Origin of the sequence: Marinobacterium sp. xm-g-48 (assembly GCF_013282925.1) — a bacterium.
Lineage (GTDB): Bacteria > Pseudomonadota > Gammaproteobacteria > Pseudomonadales > Balneatricaceae > Marinobacterium_E.
This window is the reverse complement of sequence record NZ_WBYQ01000002.1, coordinates 18,227-36,102: the sequence shown is the minus strand read 5'-3', so window position 1 is coordinate 36,102 and position 17,876 is coordinate 18,227. Positions and strand designations below refer to the sequence as shown.

Sequence of the window (17,876 nt, the reverse complement as noted above, 5' to 3'; positions counted from 1 at the left end):
TTAGTGCAGAGACTTATTTGAGTGCGAGCTTTGTTAACAACGAATAAATTGAACAAATACTTAGCCCCCATTCTCTTTAGCACTTTTGCCATCAGCATAGAATCCATGGCCAAAGGTAAAGAGAGTGCAGAGCAACTCGCATTTCTAAAAGCCGAGAGACTCGCCAAACTGGGTCGCTTAGATCTTGATGACCCCGCCGCTAAACAGCTCGAGTCTTACCCTCTCTACCCCTACCTAGTCTTCAATCAGTACAGTGCCGAACTGAATCGACTCACGCCAGAGGATATTCAACAGTTTGCCAACCGGTACCCTGATTCACACTTAGAGGGGCTATTGCGTTTCAACTACACAGAGCATCTAGGGGAAAAGAGAGATTGGGGGGCATTCCTCAGCCACTACACTGAGATCGATTCCCCTAATACTGAGATGCAGTGTCGCTATGCCGAAGCTCTCTATCGACAAAAGCGCACAACTGAAGCCTCTAAACTTGCGGCATCACTCTGGAGTGTGGGCCGCTCTCAGCCAGACAGTTGTGATGATCTATTCAGACTGTTTAGAGCCAATGGTGATCTGACCAGCGATGTCGCACTCAAACGGGTTCTCAATGCGTTGGATGCCAACAAATGGGGACTGTCGGGTTATGCGCTGCGCTTTGTTAAGTCAGAGTCTGATCGTCGCATTGCTGATGCGGCTCGATCGGTCTATCGATCACCCTTTAAAGTCCTTCGAATGGGCAGCGGTTACTCAGCTAAGCAGCTCGCCAAAATTCAACGCATTGCGATTGAACGTGCGTATCGTCACGACCCATATGAAGCGTTAAATCTGTTGCTAAAACTGGGCAAAGGATTTGATCTGAGTCTGGCGGATAATTTACAAGAGCTCACGCGTGTTGGTGTAAGGGTCGCTAAGGAGCTTGATGCACATGATCGAATCAAACTCGCCAAGCTTGATCCAACCTTTGCCAGTGCTTAACTCACTGAATGGCGCATACGCTTAGCCCTGCTTGAACAGGACTGGCAGGAGGTCGCCACCCTGATTGCCAAGCTCCCTAAAGAGCTGCAAGACTCCCCTCGTTGGCAATATTGGCTAGCCGCACTCCCCAATAATCCAATGCGAACAGAGATATTAGATACACTTCGTACCAAACGCAGTTTTTACGGATTTCTAGCAGCTGATCATCTTGGGCAACCCGCTGATTTGAATCATGAACCGATCACGCTTGATCCAACCCTGCTAGCTAAATTAAGAGACTCCAAACACTATCTGCGCATTAAAGAGCTGACAGCGCTTGATCGCTATACAGTTTCACGATCTGAGTTTAATCGTTGGATAGAGACGATGTCTTCGAATGAGATCCAACACGCCGCGCACTTGATGAATGAGCTAGGTTGGTACCAACAGGGAATTCTAGCCGCCGCTTACCATGAGTTTTGGAATGATATGGACCTTCGCTTCCCAGAAGGCTTTGAGAATCTCTTTATCAAACATGCCAATAAGCGAAATATAGACCCTATCTGGGCACAGGCTCTTGCTAGACAGGAGAGCGCCCTATTCCCCTGGGCTCGATCCAGTGTTGGTGCTAGAGGGCTCATGCAGCTGATGCCCAGAACAGCTAAGCGAACTGCCAAATCTATCAAGGTGAAGTATAAAAGTAGTAACCGCCTCTACGATCCTGATTTCAATGTACAGCTAGGTACAGCTTACCTAGCGCAGATGTATCGTCAATTTGATAAAAATCGAATCTATGCAACGGCGGCCTATAATGCGGGGCCTCACCGTGTCAGCCGTTGGCTGAAGGGCCGTGAGAATTTGCCGTTGGAGATATTCATAGAGCTCATCCCCTTTGATGAGACCCGTACCTATGTGCAGAATGTTCTCAGCTTTTCTGTCATCTACGCACAGCGTAAGGGCCAAACACGACAGATGCTAACACCGACCGAACAGGCCCTACTGGCCCTCAACTGATCTGATAAACTGTGCCAACTGCTCAGCATCAAACGGCCAATCCAGTGACTGCTTAGATTGAGGATCGACCAAGACCGGTATCCGGGTGGCATATTGATTCATCAACTCGTCATCAAAGGCTATATCGACCAGATCCACTTCATACTTTGACGGATCAATACCAGAGACCAACAGAGGGAGTGCTTGATCACACAGATGGCAACCCTCTGTCGTCATTAATTCCAACAATTTCACGATTTAAAAATCCCTTAACATTAAAGCCATAGAGTAAGACTAACCTCTAACTTGTTCCCTACGAATCTTGGGGTTATTCTACGATAATATTTTGCGGTGCAACATTGACTGCATTAAACGTCATTCACACTGGAGTTTTACCATGGCGACTAAAGGTAACGGACCGACCGATCCTCAAGAGTTCATCAACTACGTAAGCCAAGAGACAAGCAAGATGCTTGAAAACTTCTCTGGCAAGGGTGCTGAGGATATGTTCTCTCAATTCACCAAGTCATGGACAGAACTTGCGACGCGTTCACTGCAAGATCCAACCTTGTGGATGCGTGCAATCGCCGATTACCAAACCGCGCAGTTTAACCTATGGCGCAACTTGTTAACCGGTAATACTACTGAAGCACCGGTTGCTGAGCCAGAGCGTGGCGATCGTCGTTTCCAGGCTGAAGAGTGGTCAACTAATCCTATTTACGACTACATCAAGCAGTCTTACCTACTGAGCTCTAAGATGCTGACTCAGATGGCTGAGAGCGCGAACCTATCAGATCAAGAACAGAACAAACTGGAGTTCTACACACGCCAGTTCATCGATGCGATGTCGCCAACCAACTTTGCAGCAACCAACCCTGAAGTCCTGCAACAAGCGCTTGATACTAAGGGTCAGTCACTGCTCGATGGTATGAAAAACCTACTAGCCGACTTTGAGAAAGGTCGCATCTCAATGACTGACGAGAGCGCGTTTACGCTGGGCGAGAACCTAGCGACAACCGAAGGCTCTGTTATCTTCCAGAACGATGTCATTCAGCTGATTCACTACAAGCCAGAGGGTGAACAGGTTTACACTCGCCCGACTCTGATCATTCCACCGAGCATCAACAAGTTCTACATCCTTGATCTTCAGCCACACAACTCATTTGTTAAGTACTGTGTTGAACAGGGCCAAAACACCTTCCTAGTCTCTTGGCGCAACCCAACCTCTGAACAGTCAAACCTTAGCTGGGATGATCTTGTGTCAGAAGGTATCTTCGAAGCCGTTCGTGTGACCAAAGAGGTCTCAGGCAGCGATAAGATCAACACGGTGAGCTGGTGTGTCGGTGGCACATTAACAGCAACTGCACTGGCGGTTATGGCGAAGCGTAAAGATACCAGCATCGCAAGCGCAACCTTCCTAACAACACTGACAGACTTCTCTGATCCAGGTGATCTCTGCGTCTTCATTGATGACTACCAAGTCAAACAGTTGGAGCAGAAAGTGAGCCAAGCAGGCTTCCTAAACGGACGCGAACTGGCGACGTCGTTCAACATGTTGCGCTCGAACGATCTCATCTGGTCTTACGTTGTTAACAACTACCTAAAAGGTCAGACACCACCGCCGTTTGATATCCTCTACTGGAACTCGGACAGCACTAACCTTCCAGCGGCCATGTACACCTACTACATCAATAAGATGTACCTAGAGAACAAACTGGTTGAGCCGAATGCACTGGAGATCTGTGGTGAGAAGATCGATCTAGGCGAGATCAAGATCCCTTGTTACTTCCTATCGACCATTGAAGACCACATTGCACCTTGGAAAGCGACCTTCAAAGCGACAGAGACCTTTGGTTCAGAGATCGAGTTCGTCCTTGGCGCAAGCGGTCACGTTGCCGGCGTAATCAACCCAGCTTCTAAAAACCGTCGCAACTACTGGGTTAAAGGTGAGCAGGGCCAAGGCGCTGACCACTGGTTTGAAACCTCTGAAAAAGTTGAAGGTTCTTGGTGGCCAAACTGGGCTGAGTGGGTTCGTCGTCGTGCTGGTAAAAAAGTGGATGCACCGAAAACTCTGGGTAGCAAAGAGAACAAACCGCTTGAAGCCGCACCTGGTAGCTATGTAAAAGTTCGTATCGATTAATCTTCCAAATCGATGTAAAAAACCGGACACTGTGTGCCCGGTTTTTTTATGTGTGACTGAAACGATCAGGAGATCAACATGGATAACTTTTTTGATAAGGGTTTAGAGATGCGTCGCAGCACACTGGGTGCTGAATACGTTGATAAAAACCTAGCCGCTGCTGATGACTTTAACCGCCCCTTTCAGGAGGCGATGACCGCTTGGTGCTGGGGATTTGGTTGGGGCGATGATGCCATTGATCCCAAAACACGTTCGTTAATGAATCTAGCGATGCTTGGCGCCATGGGCAAAAGTCACGAATGGGCAACCCACTGCAAGGGCGCATTGAATAATGGTTGCAGTGTTGACGAGATTCGAGCAGCTATTCATGCCGTCGGCATCTATGCCGGTGTGCCTGCCGCCGTTGAGTGCTTTCGTATTGCACGGACAGTGCTTGAGGAGGCAGGAGAGCTTTAAGCGCCCCTGATACAAGAAATAGCATGTCATTTTTTCCGCCCAACTCCAGAGTAGAGATCAAGCAGCTACTACACCTTGCCTGGCCCATGCTGCTGGCTCAGTCCTCGCAAACAGCGATGAGTCTATCCGATACTCTGATGGCCTCTTGGGCGGGCGCTGAAGAGCTGGCAGCTATCGCTCTGGGCTCCAGTATATGGACGCCACTCTCGCTATCCTTAGCAGGCGCTATGATGGCATTGACTCCGATCGTGGCACATCATGTTGGTGGAAAACGTGAAGAGGAGACCGCCTCAGAATTGTTTAACAATCTTCTGATCACACTTGCGATCGGCGTGCTCAGCTGGCTTTTCATCAATGGCGCCTCTGACTGGATTCTTACCCTACTGTCTGTAGAACCGGCTCTGAAATCCACAGCCAATGACTATCTGTTTGCGATCAGCTGGGGCATACCAGGCATGCTGCTCTATCAATCGATCAGGGCTTTTGCTGAGGGACATGGGCAGACAAAGATCGTCATGAAAATAGGCATCAGCGCTGTACTGCTCAATCTACCTCTTAACTATATTTTCATCTTCGGCAAACTGGGAATGCCTGAAATGGGCGGTGTAGGCTGTGGATGGGCGACAACAATTGTATTCTGGTACATGTTCATAGCCGGTGCTGCTTATCTGATCTACAGCCGCTATTTCAAACCGTTGAACCTCTTCAAACAGACGCTCAAACCGAACAGAGAGAAGATCAAACATCAGCTCTCTATTGGCATACCGATTGCCGCGAGCCTTGGCGTTGAGACCACCATGTTCTGCCTGATTGCGCTCTTTTTGGCCGATTACGGTGCAACGGTAATCTCTGCTCACCAGATTACACTCTCGATATCGAGCCTGATCTTTATGATGCCGCTCTCGCTCTGTTTAGCCGTCACCATCAGGGTGGGCCAACTGAATGGCGCTAAACGCTTTGCTGACGCCCAGCAAGTAGGTTTCCTAGGACTGCGCATCGCCCTTTTGATCGCCTGCTTCAGCTCAACGATTTTGTTTATACTGTCCGACGGAATCGCTGCACTCTTCTCTAAAGATGTTGAGTTAATCGCCATCGCCTCAACCCTGATTGGCTACGCCGCACTCTACCAGTTCTCCGATGCGCTTCAGCTGACCGCGAATGGCGCACTGCGCGGATACAAGGATACTCGAATCCCACTGCTGATCGCGTTTATCGCTTACTGGGTGGTTGGGCTACCCAGTGGGTATGTCATTGCCGAACATTTAGAGATGGGGGCTATCGGTTACTGGTTAGGCATACTCATCGGCTTAAGCTTTGCCGCCGTATTACTGATAAAACGACTCTATAAGCTATCCAATGAAGCACTGGTTAACCCTCCTACTTTCAACTAGTTTTATCACGGGCTGTATCAATACCGATCCAGCCCAATCTCTGGTTGAGACCTATGCCGAGCGTACCAGTCGAGCCATAGATATCGATTTTGATCTTCAACTGAACAAAACCTCTAAGCTCTACCCCATTCTTCCCGATCGAAGAGAGCGAACTGAAACCCTGAGACCCATTACCGAAGGCCTGATCGATGTTCTCGATCTTAAGCAGTGCGGGCTGATCGATCTAATCGCACAGAGAAACACCAGCCTTGGCAAATTGGCCGGTGGCTCACAACGACTGATTTACGAACTGGGGTTCATCCCAAAATTACGCAGCTGTCAGAAGCTGCTCACAGGTGACAGTAGTCAAACTGATGTGTTAGCGCGTGTTCAAGAGATCAATCAGATCAAGAGCGATAACTGGCCAAAGCAGATATGGAACAGCCTATACAGCAGCCCAGAGATGGAACAACACTTCTCACTGGGGGCTGCACCACTGTTACCCGATGCAGACTACTCAACCTCAGAGTTAATGCTGACAATGCAGCGCTTTGCTGAGATCGCTGAAACCCAAAACAATACAGACTGGCAAACACCCTCTTTTGCCAATGAGCTAGAGCGTGACTACGAAACGCTCTATCGATCCAATTTCGGATCAGAGTGGCTCGCCAGCATGGCACTGTTAACTCAGGTTTTAGAGCAGACCTCAGAAGCGATTAACCAAAGACTCAATGACAGACCGATCTGCTTTAATCAGAGGCAAAACCAGAAGTCAGAGATACTCTGGAACGTCTTTATGAAGTTTTACGTCAACAGTTTGCAACCCTACATCGCTCAGGTTGAACGTACAGGCCGCCAATGGAGTAACCTTCATCAAGCCATCATCGCGTCACTCAACCTCCCTCAAAGCCGATGGCTAGACACCTATACCCATCCCGAAGGAGAGGTCTGGTCTAGGTATCTAAAAGCTCGAGAGAACCACACCCAATCTTGGCAGAATATTTTGGATCAGTGTGGACTTCGTCCGGGTAATCAGAACTGAATTAACCCACCCACTGCTGCAGCTGGCTGATGTTCATTGCGCCCGACTGACGCTTAACCTCTTTACCGCCCTCAAAACGGACAACGGTTGGAAGGCTTCTGATGTTATAGCGAGCGGCCAGCTGTTGATTGGCTTCGGTATCAACTTTAACGAAGCGCATCTCAGGCTCAGTGCGTTTTGCCACTTCGGCAAAGGCGGGTGCCATCATTCGACAGGGTCCACACCAACCTGCCCAGAAATCAACAATAACCGGAATATCCGTATTGCGAATAAACTTAGCGAAATTCTCTTCGCTCAGGGCGATCGGTTGCTGAGTAAAGATCGCTTTTCGGCATTTACCGCAGGCAGGCCCTCTATCGAGCTTATCTTTAGGCACTCGATTGGTTGCTAAACAGTGTGGGCAGCTGAGATTGACTGATTGACTCATAACGTCTCCTATATCATTAACTACTAATATATAGGCGGAAATTCAGAGTTCAAGGGGAGAGAAAAACAGAGCAGCGAGATCCGCTGCCCTGCTCGAACGATTAGAACTTCTTAACGAGAGCTTCTAGTTTAGAGGTAAGACGCTCCTCTTTTTGAGCAACGCGTTGTTGTTTACGAGCCTCTTGGTGGCGCTCTTTACGGCGCTGCTTGTATTCGTCTAGCTTAGCTTTAGCATGCTTTTCATCTTCAGCAGTCACTTCAGCTACTTCAGCACCGGTCAAATCGACACGCTGAGCGCCAACAACCATTGACTGAAGGTAACGTGGGTTACGAACATAAGTCGCTAGCGCACGCTTAATCTTACCGCGACTTACTTTTTCATCCGCCACTAAGTCCTCTTGAATACCAATTTTCAGAGGCTTGGGTTCTTCCAGGCTAAATGTGTTGGGGTAAGCGGCAATAAGCAGTTCGACTGCGGCTTGGTTAGCTTCACGGTTTTTATTGCGAGGCTTAGCTGTGTTCTGTTCTGTCACTGTTTTATTCTCTTGAAGTTGACGAGGTTCAGTTCGATCAACTTGTTGTTCAACTCTGATTAAAATCTCTTCTGCCTCTTGCAGAAGGCGCTCTGTATCAGAGGCTATCTGTTGAATGATTTTACTCATCCACCTTTCCGTATTCGATAGATGAAAAGATCATCCTTCACTTCATGACTGACCAACTCGTGCCCTAAGAAGTTACAAAACTTTGGGATATCACGCTCTGTAGAGGGGTCCGTCGCGATCACTTCAAAGAGATCACCCGTTTGAAGTTGAGCAATTTTACCATGCAACATCATCACTGGCTCTGGGCAGTAGAGGCCGCGCGCATCCAGCTGTTCAATGGGTTTTTCAATGCTCATGGCACTATCCTTTCAATCAAGTCGCGCATTGTCGCAAATAGTTTTTAAAAACTCCAACGAGTTTAAGCCCGATTCACCTTTACCTAGACAAATCCGAGCGCTATTCTCAAGGTATAACAAGTAGTTAGAGGACAAATCGATGATCAAGGTTTTTATAAACCGCAAGGTTCCTGCCGAACTAGAGCCACAATACACGGCCATTGCTAAAGAGACTCTGCAAGCGTCTATGCGCTCACCAGGCTTTATCAAAGGTGAGGTCATGCATGACATCAATGACCCAGAGCACCGCTTAGTCATTGCCACTTACAGCACACTGGCTGACTGGGAGCGTTGGTATCAATCTCAAGAACGTCTTGAACTGATGAACAAACTGCGTCCCATGCTAGAGCGTGACGAGCTGATCAAAATCTACGAGCACTGATTAGACGTCTAACTCCAGGTAGCAAGTGATCTCTTCACGGTCGTGGTAGAGATGCTTGCTGACGAGACGGTAGGGTTTTTCATGCTCCTGAAGAATCATCTCCAACTGCTCTATTCGATCTGATACTTCAATGTAGCGCTTTTTCATTGGCAACTTTAAGTTGAAGATCAAACGATCAGCCCAACCATTAATGGCCCACTTTGCCATCAACTCAATGACACGTGTCGGTTTATCAACGACATCACACACCATCAGATCCACTGGCTTGGCAGGCGCAAAGGTAAAGGCATCCTCGCGTTGGTGATCAACCTGACCGGTCTCCATTAGATCACCCTTCATGGGCCCATTATCAACCGCTGTGACAAACATGCCGCGTTTAACCAGCTGATAGGTCCAGCCACCGGGGGCCGCCCCCAAATCGACTGCTTTCATACCGCGCTGCAACCGCTCATCCCAGGCTTTTTGTGGGATAAAGTAGTGCCACGCCTCTTCAAGTTTTAATGTAGAGCGGCTCGGTGCATCGGCTGGGAATTTAAGTCGCTTAATCCCCTGCTCCCATTTGGAACTGTTATTGATCGGACTGACACCGACCCAAATCTGATTATTTTCGAGCAGGAAGATATGTAGCCGATATTCAGCCTTTGATTTTCTTGGAAGTAAAAGATCCTGCTGTCGTAAAAAGCCTGCTGCAGCACTACCGAGTTTTTTAGCCAAACCATTAAGGTTGCGGCCATCAGTAGTATCCGCACTCTCAACCAACAACTCAGAGGCTTTGGGCAGCTTAGCAACCGCTTCACTGATGGGTGTTAGGCGATCTTTTGACGAAACGCCCTGCAGCATTGGCTCACAGGCGATCCATTGGCGCGCAAAGATGAGATCGCGAAAGCGCAGCTTACTCATCAACTGCAGCGCGTTGTGAGGAGGGTTGATCACAAACTCTATATAACCCGCCAAATCATCAAACTTCGGATAACCGTAAACTCCAGCCTCCGCCGCTTTTACTGATATTTCACTGGCGGCCTCACTCTCAAAGCCACTGCGACAATAGATAATAATGTGATTCAAAGGAACCTCTCCCTAAAACAGAGGCGACAGTTTAACGAGTTAGCCGTCGTAATAGCAAAAATCAGTCACTTTTATGAAAATTGATACATATCAAAAAAGCGTTATTTTTGATGAATCAAAAAATTGACTAAAATCGAACAAATAATAAACAGATATATAGTTTGAACCAATCGTAATAAATGATTAAGTCATTTAATATCAGTAACTTACACCATTAACAAATCGTATCCGCCTTTTTAAAATTCACGACAACCGACTTATTAGATAATACTAATGGATAGCTACAACGCCCTATTTAGGGGCGTTTTGCATTGAAAAATCTTGCCCCATAACTGATAATTCGCAACGGTTTCAAAAACTATCAATTCACTTAGCTTTGATGAGAGCATGAAATGAGCACTGCAACAGCAAACACGACCTACAACTACAAAGTTGTACGCCAGTTCGCCATCATGACTGTAGTCTGGGGCATAGTTGGTATGACGATGGGTGTACTCATCGCCGCACAACTAGTCTGGCCGGCACTTAACTTCGACACTGCATGGTTCTCTTTCGGACGTCTTCGTCCGTTGCATACCAACGCAGTTATCTTCGCCTTTGGCGGATGTGCACTATTTGCAACGTCTTACTACGTTGTACAGCGCACCTGTCAGACGCGTCTAATCTCTGACGGTTTAGCATCGTTCACTTTCTGGGGTTGGCAAGCAGTCATCGTCGCAGCAGCAATCACGCTGCCGATGGGTCTGACAACCACTAAAGAGTACGCTGAACTTGAATGGCCTATCGATATCTTGATCGCGGTTGTATGGATCTCATACGCAATCGTGTTCCTAGGTACCGTTAAGAACCGTAAAACGTCGCACATCTACGTGGGCAACTGGTTCTACATGGCATTTATTATCACTGTTGCAGTGCTTCACATCGTTAACAGCATCTCTATGCCTGTTACACTGTGGAAGTCTTACTCTGTCTACCCTGGCGTTGTCGACGCGATGGTTCAGTGGTGGTACGGACACAACGCAGTAGGCTTCTTCCTAACGGCAGGCTTCCTAGGCATGATGTACTACTTCGTACCTAAGCAAGCAGAGCGTCCAATCTACTCATACCGTCTATCGATCGTTCACTTCTGGGCACTGATCGCAACGTACATGTGGGCTGGTGGTCACCACCTACACTACTCTGCGCTTCCAGACTGGACTCAGTCAGTGGGTATGGTTATGTCTTTGATCCTTCTTGCACCTTCTTGGGGCGGTATGATCAACGGTATGATGACGCTATCTGGCGCTTGGCATAAGCTTCGCACAGACCCAGTTCTTCGCTTCCTTGTTGTCTCTCTATCCTTCTACGGTATGTCAACATTCGAAGGCCCAATGATGGCAATCAAGACAGTCAACGCACTGTCACACAACACTGACTGGACTATCGGCCACGTACACGCTGGTGCTCTAGGTTGGGTTGCAATGATCTCTATCGGCGCGGTTTACCACATGATTCCTAAGCTGTTTGGTAAGGCTCAGATGTACAGCGTCGGCCTAATCAACACTCACTTCTGGTTGGCAACAATCGGTACAGTTCTATACATCTGTGCAATGTGGGTTAACGGTATCCTACAGGGTCTAATGTGGCGCGCAGTTAACGAAGACGGTACGCTAACTTACAGCTTCGTAGAAGCGCTAGAAGCGAGCCACCCAGGTTACTTTGTACGTTTCCTAGGCGGTGTCTTCTTCGTAACCGGTATGCTTCTAATGGCTTACAACGTATGGCAGACCGTACGTGCAGGCAGCACAGTAGCTAAAGCTGAAAACCCAGATCCATCAGCAGCTACTGCGTAATTAGTACCGGAGACATTAAGATGATTAAACACGATACTATTGAAAAGAACGTCGGCCTCCTTGCCCTACTGATCATCATCGTGATCAGTGGTGGTGGTTTGGCTGAGATCGTACCTCTGTTCTTCCAGAGCTCTACGACTAAGCCAATCGAAGGTCTTCGCACCTACTCAGCTCTAGAGCTTGAAGGTCGCGATATCTACATCCGTGAAGGCTGTCACGTATGTCACACTCAGATGATCCGTCCTTTCCGTGCGGAGACTGAGCGTTACGGTCACTTCTCTACTGCTAACGAGCACGTTTACGAGCACCCATTCCTTTGGGGTTCTAAGCGTACTGGTCCAGACCTAGCTCGTGTCGGCGGTCGTTACTCAGATGACTGGCAGCGTGCTCACCTATACAACCCACGTGACGTTGTACCTGAATCAAAAATGCCATCTTACCCTTGGCTGTTCGAACAGAAGCTAACGGGTAAAGATACTGCTGCGAAGATGGAAGCTCTTCGTAAGCTAGGCGTTCCATTTGACGATGCAACAATCGCTTCAGCGCGTGAAAACGTAGAAGGCAAATATGAGATCGATGCTCTAGTTGCTTACCTACAAGCGCTAGGCAAGATGCATACTGTGTACAACAACAAGCGGTAATTAATAGTGAGCTACGACGTCTACGGTCCATACATTCCAGTAGTGATGCTGGTAACGTTTCTGGCCCTGTTCATCTGGGTACTGAATCCGAAAAACCGCAAACGGTTTGACGATGCAGCCAACCTCCCCTTCCAGGATGAGGAGATTGATGAACGCACCAGAAAAACAGACAAAGACGTCGAGTAAGGAGTAGAAAGATGAGTGCTTTTTGGAGCGCATGGATCACAGTCATCACTCTAGCCGTTATTATCGGCTGTACTTGGCTGCTTCTAGCAACGCGCAAAAGTGAAACACACAAAGAAACAACTGAAGCGACTACGGGCCACGAATTCGATGGCATCGAAGAGCTTGATAACCCACTACCACGCTGGTGGTTCCAACTATTCATTGGTACGGTTATCTTCTCTCTCGGTTACCTAGCGCTATACCCAGGTCTTGGTAACTTCAAAGGTCTTCTTGGTTGGACGTCGGCTAACCAGTGGGAAGAGGAAGTGGCACACGCAGAAGAGGTCTACAAACCTGTTTTCGCTAAATACGCTTCTCTATCAATTGAAGAGCTAAACCAACCAGGTAACGAAGCGGGCCTTAAAATGGGTCAGCGTATGTTTGCCAACAACTGTTCTGTTTGTCACGGTACTGGCGGTCAGGGCGCTTACGGCTTCCCTAACCTAACCGACAAAGATTGGTTGTACGGTGGCGAGCCACAAACCATTATGATGTCTATCGTCAATGGTCGTCGTGGTGCGATGCCTGCTTGGGGTGCGGTACTGGGTGAAGATGGTGTTCAAGACGTGACAAACTACGTGCTTAGCATCAGCGGCAACGAACACGACGCAGCAGCAGCTGAACGTGGTCAAGCACAATACAACACTCTATGTGCGGCATGTCACATGCCAACAGGTAAAGGTATGGCGGCACTGGGTGCACCAAACCTAACTGATGACACTTGGCTATATGGCGGCAAGTTTGAGCAGATCGCTCACACTATCCGTGCTGGCCGTGCAGGCGTGATGCCAGCGCATAAAGATCTTCTTTCAGAAGATAAGATCAAACTGATCTCTGCATACGTCTACAGCTTGTCTAACAACTAATAGACTCCCTGCAGAAGAAAAGGCGACCTGATATATATCAAGTCGCCTTTTTTTTATTCCATTTATAATAGACAATCAAATCAAGTCATATAAGCACAGGCGAGTTGCATGTCTAATATCCCAGTTAAAGATGTCACCCCAAAAAAGGGCTCTGGCGCTACTGAAACCTACGATCTGTACGCGAAGCGTGAAGAGATCTACGTTAAGTACACGACCGGCCTATTTAAGAATCTACGAAACATCTCAAGTGCGATCATGCTGCTGATGTTCTACGGTTTCTCTTGGATCCAGTACGATGGCAAACAGGCCGTACTATTTGATCTACCAAACCGCCAGTTCCATGTCTTTAACTTCACGTTTTGGCCACAAGATTTCATGCTGCTTTCATGGCTGCTGATCATTCTCGCCTTTACCCTCTTCTTTGTAACAGTGTTTGCCGGTCGCCTCTGGTGTGGCTATGCCTGCCCTCAGTTTGTCTGGACTTGGTTGTTCATACGCATCGAACAGCTGACCGAGGGTGATCGCAACGCTCGCATGAAGCTAGACAAAGCGCCCTGGAGTGCGAACAAGGTACTGCGCAAACTGGCTAAGCACCTTATCTGGCTTGCCATAGGAGCCGTATCAGCTGTTGCGTTTGTTGGCTACTTCTCGCCGGTACGCGAATTGGTTCCAAACATCCTAAGCTTCAATCTTGGACCTTGGGAGCTGTGGTGGTTGGCGTTCTTTACGGTAGGCACCTACGGTGCGGCTGGCTGGTTGCGCGAACAGGTCTGTATCTACATGTGCCCATACGCTCGTTTCCAGAGTGTTATGTTTGACCAAGATACCTTGATCATCTCTTACGATGAGAAACGCGGTGAGAACCGTGGTGCTCGTAAACGCCACATCGATCACAAGGCTGAAGGCCTAGGTGACTGTATCGACTGTGGTCACTGTGTACACGTCTGCCCTGTCGGTATCGATATCCGTGATGGTCTTCAATATGAGTGTGTCGCTTGTGGTGCCTGTGTCGATGCATGTGACAACATCATGGAGAAGATGGGCTATGAGAAAGGTCTGGTTCGCTACACCACAGAGCATGAGCTTAACGGTAACAAAACCCATATCTTCCGCCCTCGCTTGATCGGTTACTTCGTCGCGATCTGTGCCATGTTCATCGCCTTCAGTTATGTACTCTTTACGCGAGTACCGCTTGAGGTGGACGTTATTCGTGAACGCGGTCAGCTCTACAGCACCACCAATGATGGGTTAATTCGTAACACCTACACACTAAAACTGGCAAACAAATCACAACGTGATTACCAGTATGAGATCCGTGTTGAAGGGTTAGAGGATGCCATCATCAAAGGTGATACCGTTGTTAATGTAGCCGTTGGTGAACTACTGGATCACAACCTGTCGATCATTCTGGATCCTCGCGCTATGGAGCGAGCAAACTATGAGATCGATTTTATCGTAACAGCGACTGATGGCTCAGGCGTTGAAGCTGAATCGGAAAGTCGTTTCATAGGCCCTGCGCCTAAGCGTTAAGACATTGTCACAGAGAATCTGTGATATACTCGCGCGCGGATATTCTTAGGGGTATCCGCGCTTTATTTTAGTCACTATTTTGAGGTTTACATGACTGAACAGACTCACGACATTGGCCCTTGGTACAAGCAGAAATGGCTATGGTTTGTATTGGCGCCGTTGATCGCTGTGGTTATCTATGGAACAACCTTCCTCTATCTTGCTATTACGACTATGGATGGCGTGGTTAAAGACGATTACTACAAAGAGGCACGTGGTACTAATGTCGACACCAGCCGTTCAGATGAGGCGAATCGCCTAGGCATTCATGGTGAAGTATTGTTGGACACACTGACCGGTGACATTCGCTTGGATCTTAAATCGAACAGTTTTTTGGGTGATCAACTCTCTGTTGATCTGGTTCACCCTACCCACCAGAAGTATGATCAAAGCCTTACGGTTCGTTCAGTGGGCGGTACAGGTGTCTACGTTGGCAACTTACAGAGCACACTTACCGGCAAACGCTACCTGATCATTACCAACACTGAGGGTAACTGGCGTCTACGTCGCGAAATATTGCCCCCTTACGATCAAAATACCTTCAAGGTGGGTAAGTTCTAACAGACCAAAATGAGTAATCCAAAAGACTCTTGTTTTCACTGTGCCACCCCTATTCCTAAGGGGGTGAACGTTGAGCTTTCAATCGATGGAAAGCAAGAGTCATTTTGTTGCCCCGCCTGCCGTGCGGTCACTCAAACAATACTGGGCTCAGGTCTAGAGAAGTACTACCAGCACCGCGGCAGTCAACAGCAAGAACGCCCCACTGAAATAGAGTCCGAAGATCAACTCGCACTCTATGATAATGAATCCATTCAAGCACCCTTCGTCAGAACCATAGACTCCGATCGCAAAGAGGCCCTCTTTGTCATTGAAGGGATCCACTGTGCTGCCTGTGTTTGGCTTTTAGAGAAGCATCTGACCGAACAGGTTGGTGTCACTAGCTTTACCGTTAACCTAACCAACCACCGCGCTCGACTCGTTTGGAACCCGTCAGATAAACCCTTAAGTGAACTGATGGCCGCCATCATTTCGATCGGTTACACACCTCACCCGTTTACGCCCAACCAAGAAGAGAAGCTCTACGAACAGGAGCAGAAAAAGGCGATGCGCCGACTGGGTGTTGCCGGTGTCGGCATGATGCAGGTGATGATGATGTCATCGGCACTCTACCTAGGTGACGCCTTCTTCATGGAGGAGCACATCCAGAACTTTATTCGCTGGACCAGCTTCATTGTTGCCACCCCTGTTGTATTTTATGCCGCGCGCCCCTTCTTCAACGCGGCCCGACGGGATCTTCGCACCCGACACCTCAGTATGGATGTGCCGGTATCTATCGCTATAGGTGGCGCTTATATAGCCAGCGTATGGGCTACGATCACGCAGAGCGGCGAGGTCTACTACGACTCGGTCTCGATGTTCACCTTCTTCCTATTGATTGGCCGCTTCTTCGAGATGAAAGCGCGCCACAGAACCGGTATGGCCGGCAATGAGTTGGCCAATATTCTTCCAGCCAGCGCTACGCGATTGACCGAGACAGGCGAACAGCTTGTCCCGGTATCGGAACTCAACCCAGGCGATCGCGTACTGGTTAAGCCCGGTCACTCCATACCAGCTGATGGCATACTCTTTACGCAACACACCAGCATTGATGAGTCGGCCCTCACCGGTGAGCCTCTGCCCGTCAGCAAAGCGCTTGGCGACCCTTTAGTAGGCGGTACCATCAATATGGAGCAAGCGATTGAGATGGAGATCACCAGCAGTGCTGAACAGTCTCGCATGTCCTCCATTTTGAATCTATTGGATCGTGCTCAGGCTGATAAACCCAAGGCGGCTCAGATTGCCGACAAGGTTGCGAGCTATTTTGTCGCTGGCGTTCTTCTAACGGCTGTCGTTGTCAGTCTTATCTGGTGGCAGATATCCCCTTCAGACGCTTTCTGGGTGACACTCTCCGTCCTAGTAGTCACCTGCCCTTGCGCACTCTCCTTGGCTACACCGACGGCTTTAACAGCAGCCATAGGTTCTCTGCGTAAAATGGGACTGCTGGTTACTCGCGGGCATGTATTAGAGAGTTTGGCACAGTGCACGGCCGTCTACTTTGATAAAACCGGCACACTGACCACCGGCAAACTGACGTTGCGTGAGACCACCCCTCTCTGTGAGCAGTCCGTTGATGAGCTCAATCAACTAGCGGCAGCAATTGAGAGCCGCTCAGAGCACCCCATCGCGTCCGCTTTTGCTCCCTACTTTGAATACTCTGTTGAAGAGGCCACTAACCATGTGGGTAGAGGCGTAGAGGGAACGATTAACGGAAACACCTATCGTATTGGTAAACCCGGGTTTGTATCCGAACTCTTTGGAAACCAACCTCCCACTCACCCAGAAGGGACAGGGATTTTTCTTCTGATGGGTAATAGCTCCGGCCCTCTCGCCTGGTTTTCGATTGACGATCAACTTCGACCTGAGGCTATTGAAGCGGTTAAGCAGATCCAAGCATTGGGATTACCTGTTGGCATGCTAACCGGTGATCGCGAAGCGAATGCACAACGCATCGCCTCTGAGTTAGGGATCGATCATGTTGAAGCGCACTTGTCGCCAGAAGATAAGCTAGCTCGTGTAAAGGCGATGCAAAACAACGGTGAACGCATCCTGATGATTGGCGATGGTATCAACGACATTCCCGTTCTGTCCGGTGCGCAGACCTCTATTGCGATGAACGGCGCGACAGACCTTGCCAAAACATCCTCTGATGCTGTGTTGGTCAGCTCTGATCTAAGACGCATCCCTGGCTCCCTTAACATGGCTCGTAAAACACGAAACATCATTCGTCAAAATATTGGCTGGGCTTTGTTATACAACCTAATCGCGCTACCCTTAGCAGCAAGTGGTTTTATTGCCCCCTGGATGGCGGCTATTGGCATGTCCCTTAGCTCGCTGATTGTTGTCGGCAATGCCCTTCGTCTAACCAAACAGCTGTAGGTTTT

General features: G+C 48.7%; 19 protein-coding genes. 14 read left to right on the top strand and 5 right to left on the bottom strand.

Annotated elements, in window-relative coordinates; genetic code table 11:
- The first annotated feature begins 105 nt into the window (after positions 1–105).
- Together XMG48_RS04110 and XMG48_RS04105 are read left to right on the top strand one after the other, a co-directional pair.
- Complete coding sequence (locus tag XMG48_RS04110) at positions 106–972, top strand: hypothetical protein (RefSeq protein ID WP_173480799.1); 867 nt, start codon at positions 106–108, stop codon at positions 970–972.
- 138 nt (positions 973–1,110) lie between these two features.
- A complete protein-coding gene (locus XMG48_RS04105; RefSeq protein WP_173480798.1) occupies positions 1,111–1,965 on the top strand; it encodes a transglycosylase SLT domain-containing protein in 855 nt (284 codons plus the stop codon).
- On the opposite strand, the gene XMG48_RS04100 is transcribed toward XMG48_RS04105, so the two are convergent.
- Positions 1,948–2,199, bottom strand: coding sequence for a glutaredoxin family protein (locus tag XMG48_RS04100; protein ID WP_371731430.1), 252 nt, complete (start codon positions 2,197–2,199; stop codon positions 1,948–1,950). The two genes, XMG48_RS04105 and XMG48_RS04100, sit on opposite strands and share 18 nt — an antisense overlap.
- A 142-nt stretch (positions 2,200–2,341) precedes the next feature.
- On the opposite strand from XMG48_RS04100, the gene XMG48_RS04095 reads away from it, so the two are divergent.
- From XMG48_RS04095 to XMG48_RS04080, 4 genes are all read left to right on the top strand, one after another.
- Positions 2,342–4,084, top strand: a complete 1,743-nt coding sequence (locus tag XMG48_RS04095) for an alpha/beta hydrolase (RefSeq protein WP_173480797.1) — start codon at positions 2,342–2,344, stop codon at positions 4,082–4,084.
- A 78-nt stretch (positions 4,085–4,162) separates the two neighbouring features.
- Positions 4,163–4,540, top strand: coding sequence for a carboxymuconolactone decarboxylase family protein (locus XMG48_RS04090; protein WP_173480796.1), 378 nt, complete (start codon positions 4,163–4,165; stop codon positions 4,538–4,540).
- Between the two features lie 23 nt (positions 4,541–4,563).
- The gene (locus XMG48_RS04085; protein ID WP_173480795.1) at positions 4,564–5,931 is read left to right on the top strand and encodes an MATE family efflux transporter; all 1,368 of its coding nucleotides are present in this window, start codon (positions 4,564–4,566) and stop codon (positions 5,929–5,931) included.
- Entirely contained in the window at positions 5,897–6,952 is a 1,056-nt protein-coding gene (locus tag XMG48_RS04080) for a DUF3080 family protein (protein ID WP_173480794.1), read from the top strand. Before XMG48_RS04085 ends, XMG48_RS04080 begins: the two co-directional genes overlap by 35 nt.
- 1 nt (position 6,953) lies before the next feature.
- Here XMG48_RS04080 and trxC read toward each other — a convergent pair whose 3' ends face one another.
- The 3 genes from trxC to tusA form a co-directional block, all read right to left on the bottom strand.
- Positions 6,954–7,379 carry a thioredoxin TrxC gene (gene trxC / locus XMG48_RS04075; RefSeq protein WP_173480793.1) on the bottom strand — a complete coding sequence of 142 codons (426 nt, stop codon included), beginning with the start codon at positions 7,377–7,379 and terminating at the stop codon, positions 6,954–6,956.
- Positions 7,380–7,479: 100 nt separating this feature from the next.
- Positions 7,480–8,040 carry a ProQ/FINO family protein gene (locus XMG48_RS04070; protein WP_173480792.1) on the bottom strand — a complete coding sequence of 187 codons (561 nt, stop codon included), beginning with the start codon at positions 8,038–8,040 and terminating at the stop codon, positions 7,480–7,482.
- A complete protein-coding gene (gene tusA, locus XMG48_RS04065; protein ID WP_173480791.1) occupies positions 8,037–8,276 on the bottom strand; it encodes a sulfurtransferase TusA in 240 nt (79 codons plus the stop codon). Before tusA ends, XMG48_RS04070 begins: the two co-directional genes overlap by 4 nt.
- Before the next feature lie 139 nt (positions 8,277–8,415).
- Here tusA and XMG48_RS04060 point away from each other — a divergent pair, with 139 nt between their 5' ends.
- The gene (locus XMG48_RS04060) at positions 8,416–8,697 is read left to right on the top strand and encodes an antibiotic biosynthesis monooxygenase (protein WP_173480790.1); all 282 of its coding nucleotides are present in this window, start codon (positions 8,416–8,418) and stop codon (positions 8,695–8,697) included.
- Here the strand turns inward: XMG48_RS04060 and rlmM are convergent, their stop codons facing one another.
- Complete coding sequence (rlmM, locus tag XMG48_RS04055) at positions 8,698–9,762, bottom strand: 23S rRNA (cytidine(2498)-2'-O)-methyltransferase RlmM (RefSeq protein WP_173480789.1); 1,065 nt, start codon at positions 9,760–9,762, stop codon at positions 8,698–8,700.
- A 392-nt stretch (positions 9,763–10,154) separates the two neighbouring features.
- On the opposite strand from rlmM, the gene ccoN reads away from it, so the two are divergent.
- The 7 genes from ccoN (at position 10,155) to XMG48_RS04020 (ending at position 17,871) form a co-directional block, all read left to right on the top strand.
- Positions 10,155–11,594, top strand: a complete 1,440-nt coding sequence (ccoN, locus tag XMG48_RS04050; protein ID WP_173480788.1) for a cytochrome-c oxidase, cbb3-type subunit I — start codon at positions 10,155–10,157, stop codon at positions 11,592–11,594.
- A gap of 20 nt (positions 11,595–11,614) precedes the next feature.
- Positions 11,615–12,235, top strand: coding sequence for a cytochrome-c oxidase, cbb3-type subunit II (gene ccoO, locus XMG48_RS04045; protein ID WP_173480787.1), 621 nt, complete (start codon positions 11,615–11,617; stop codon positions 12,233–12,235).
- 6 nt (positions 12,236–12,241) lie between these two features.
- Complete coding sequence (locus tag XMG48_RS04040) at positions 12,242–12,421, top strand: cbb3-type cytochrome c oxidase subunit 3 (RefSeq protein ID WP_173480786.1); 180 nt, start codon at positions 12,242–12,244, stop codon at positions 12,419–12,421.
- A gap of 11 nt (positions 12,422–12,432) precedes the next feature.
- Positions 12,433–13,326 carry a cytochrome-c oxidase, cbb3-type subunit III gene (gene ccoP, locus XMG48_RS04035; protein WP_173480785.1) on the top strand — a complete coding sequence of 298 codons (894 nt, stop codon included), beginning with the start codon at positions 12,433–12,435 and terminating at the stop codon, positions 13,324–13,326.
- 108 nt (positions 13,327–13,434) lie between these two features.
- Positions 13,435–14,856, top strand: coding sequence for a cytochrome c oxidase accessory protein CcoG (ccoG, locus tag XMG48_RS04030; protein WP_173480784.1), 1,422 nt, complete (start codon positions 13,435–13,437; stop codon positions 14,854–14,856).
- A 90-nt stretch (positions 14,857–14,946) separates the two neighbouring features.
- Positions 14,947–15,456 carry a FixH family protein gene (locus tag XMG48_RS04025; RefSeq protein WP_173480783.1) on the top strand — a complete coding sequence of 170 codons (510 nt, stop codon included), beginning with the start codon at positions 14,947–14,949 and terminating at the stop codon, positions 15,454–15,456.
- Positions 15,457–15,465: 9 nt separating this feature from the next.
- Positions 15,466–17,871: a heavy metal translocating P-type ATPase gene (locus tag XMG48_RS04020; RefSeq protein ID WP_173480782.1), complete on the top strand. Its 2,406-nt coding sequence runs from the start codon at positions 15,466–15,468 to the stop codon at positions 17,869–17,871.
- The last annotated feature ends 5 nt before the right edge of the window (positions 17,872–17,876 follow it).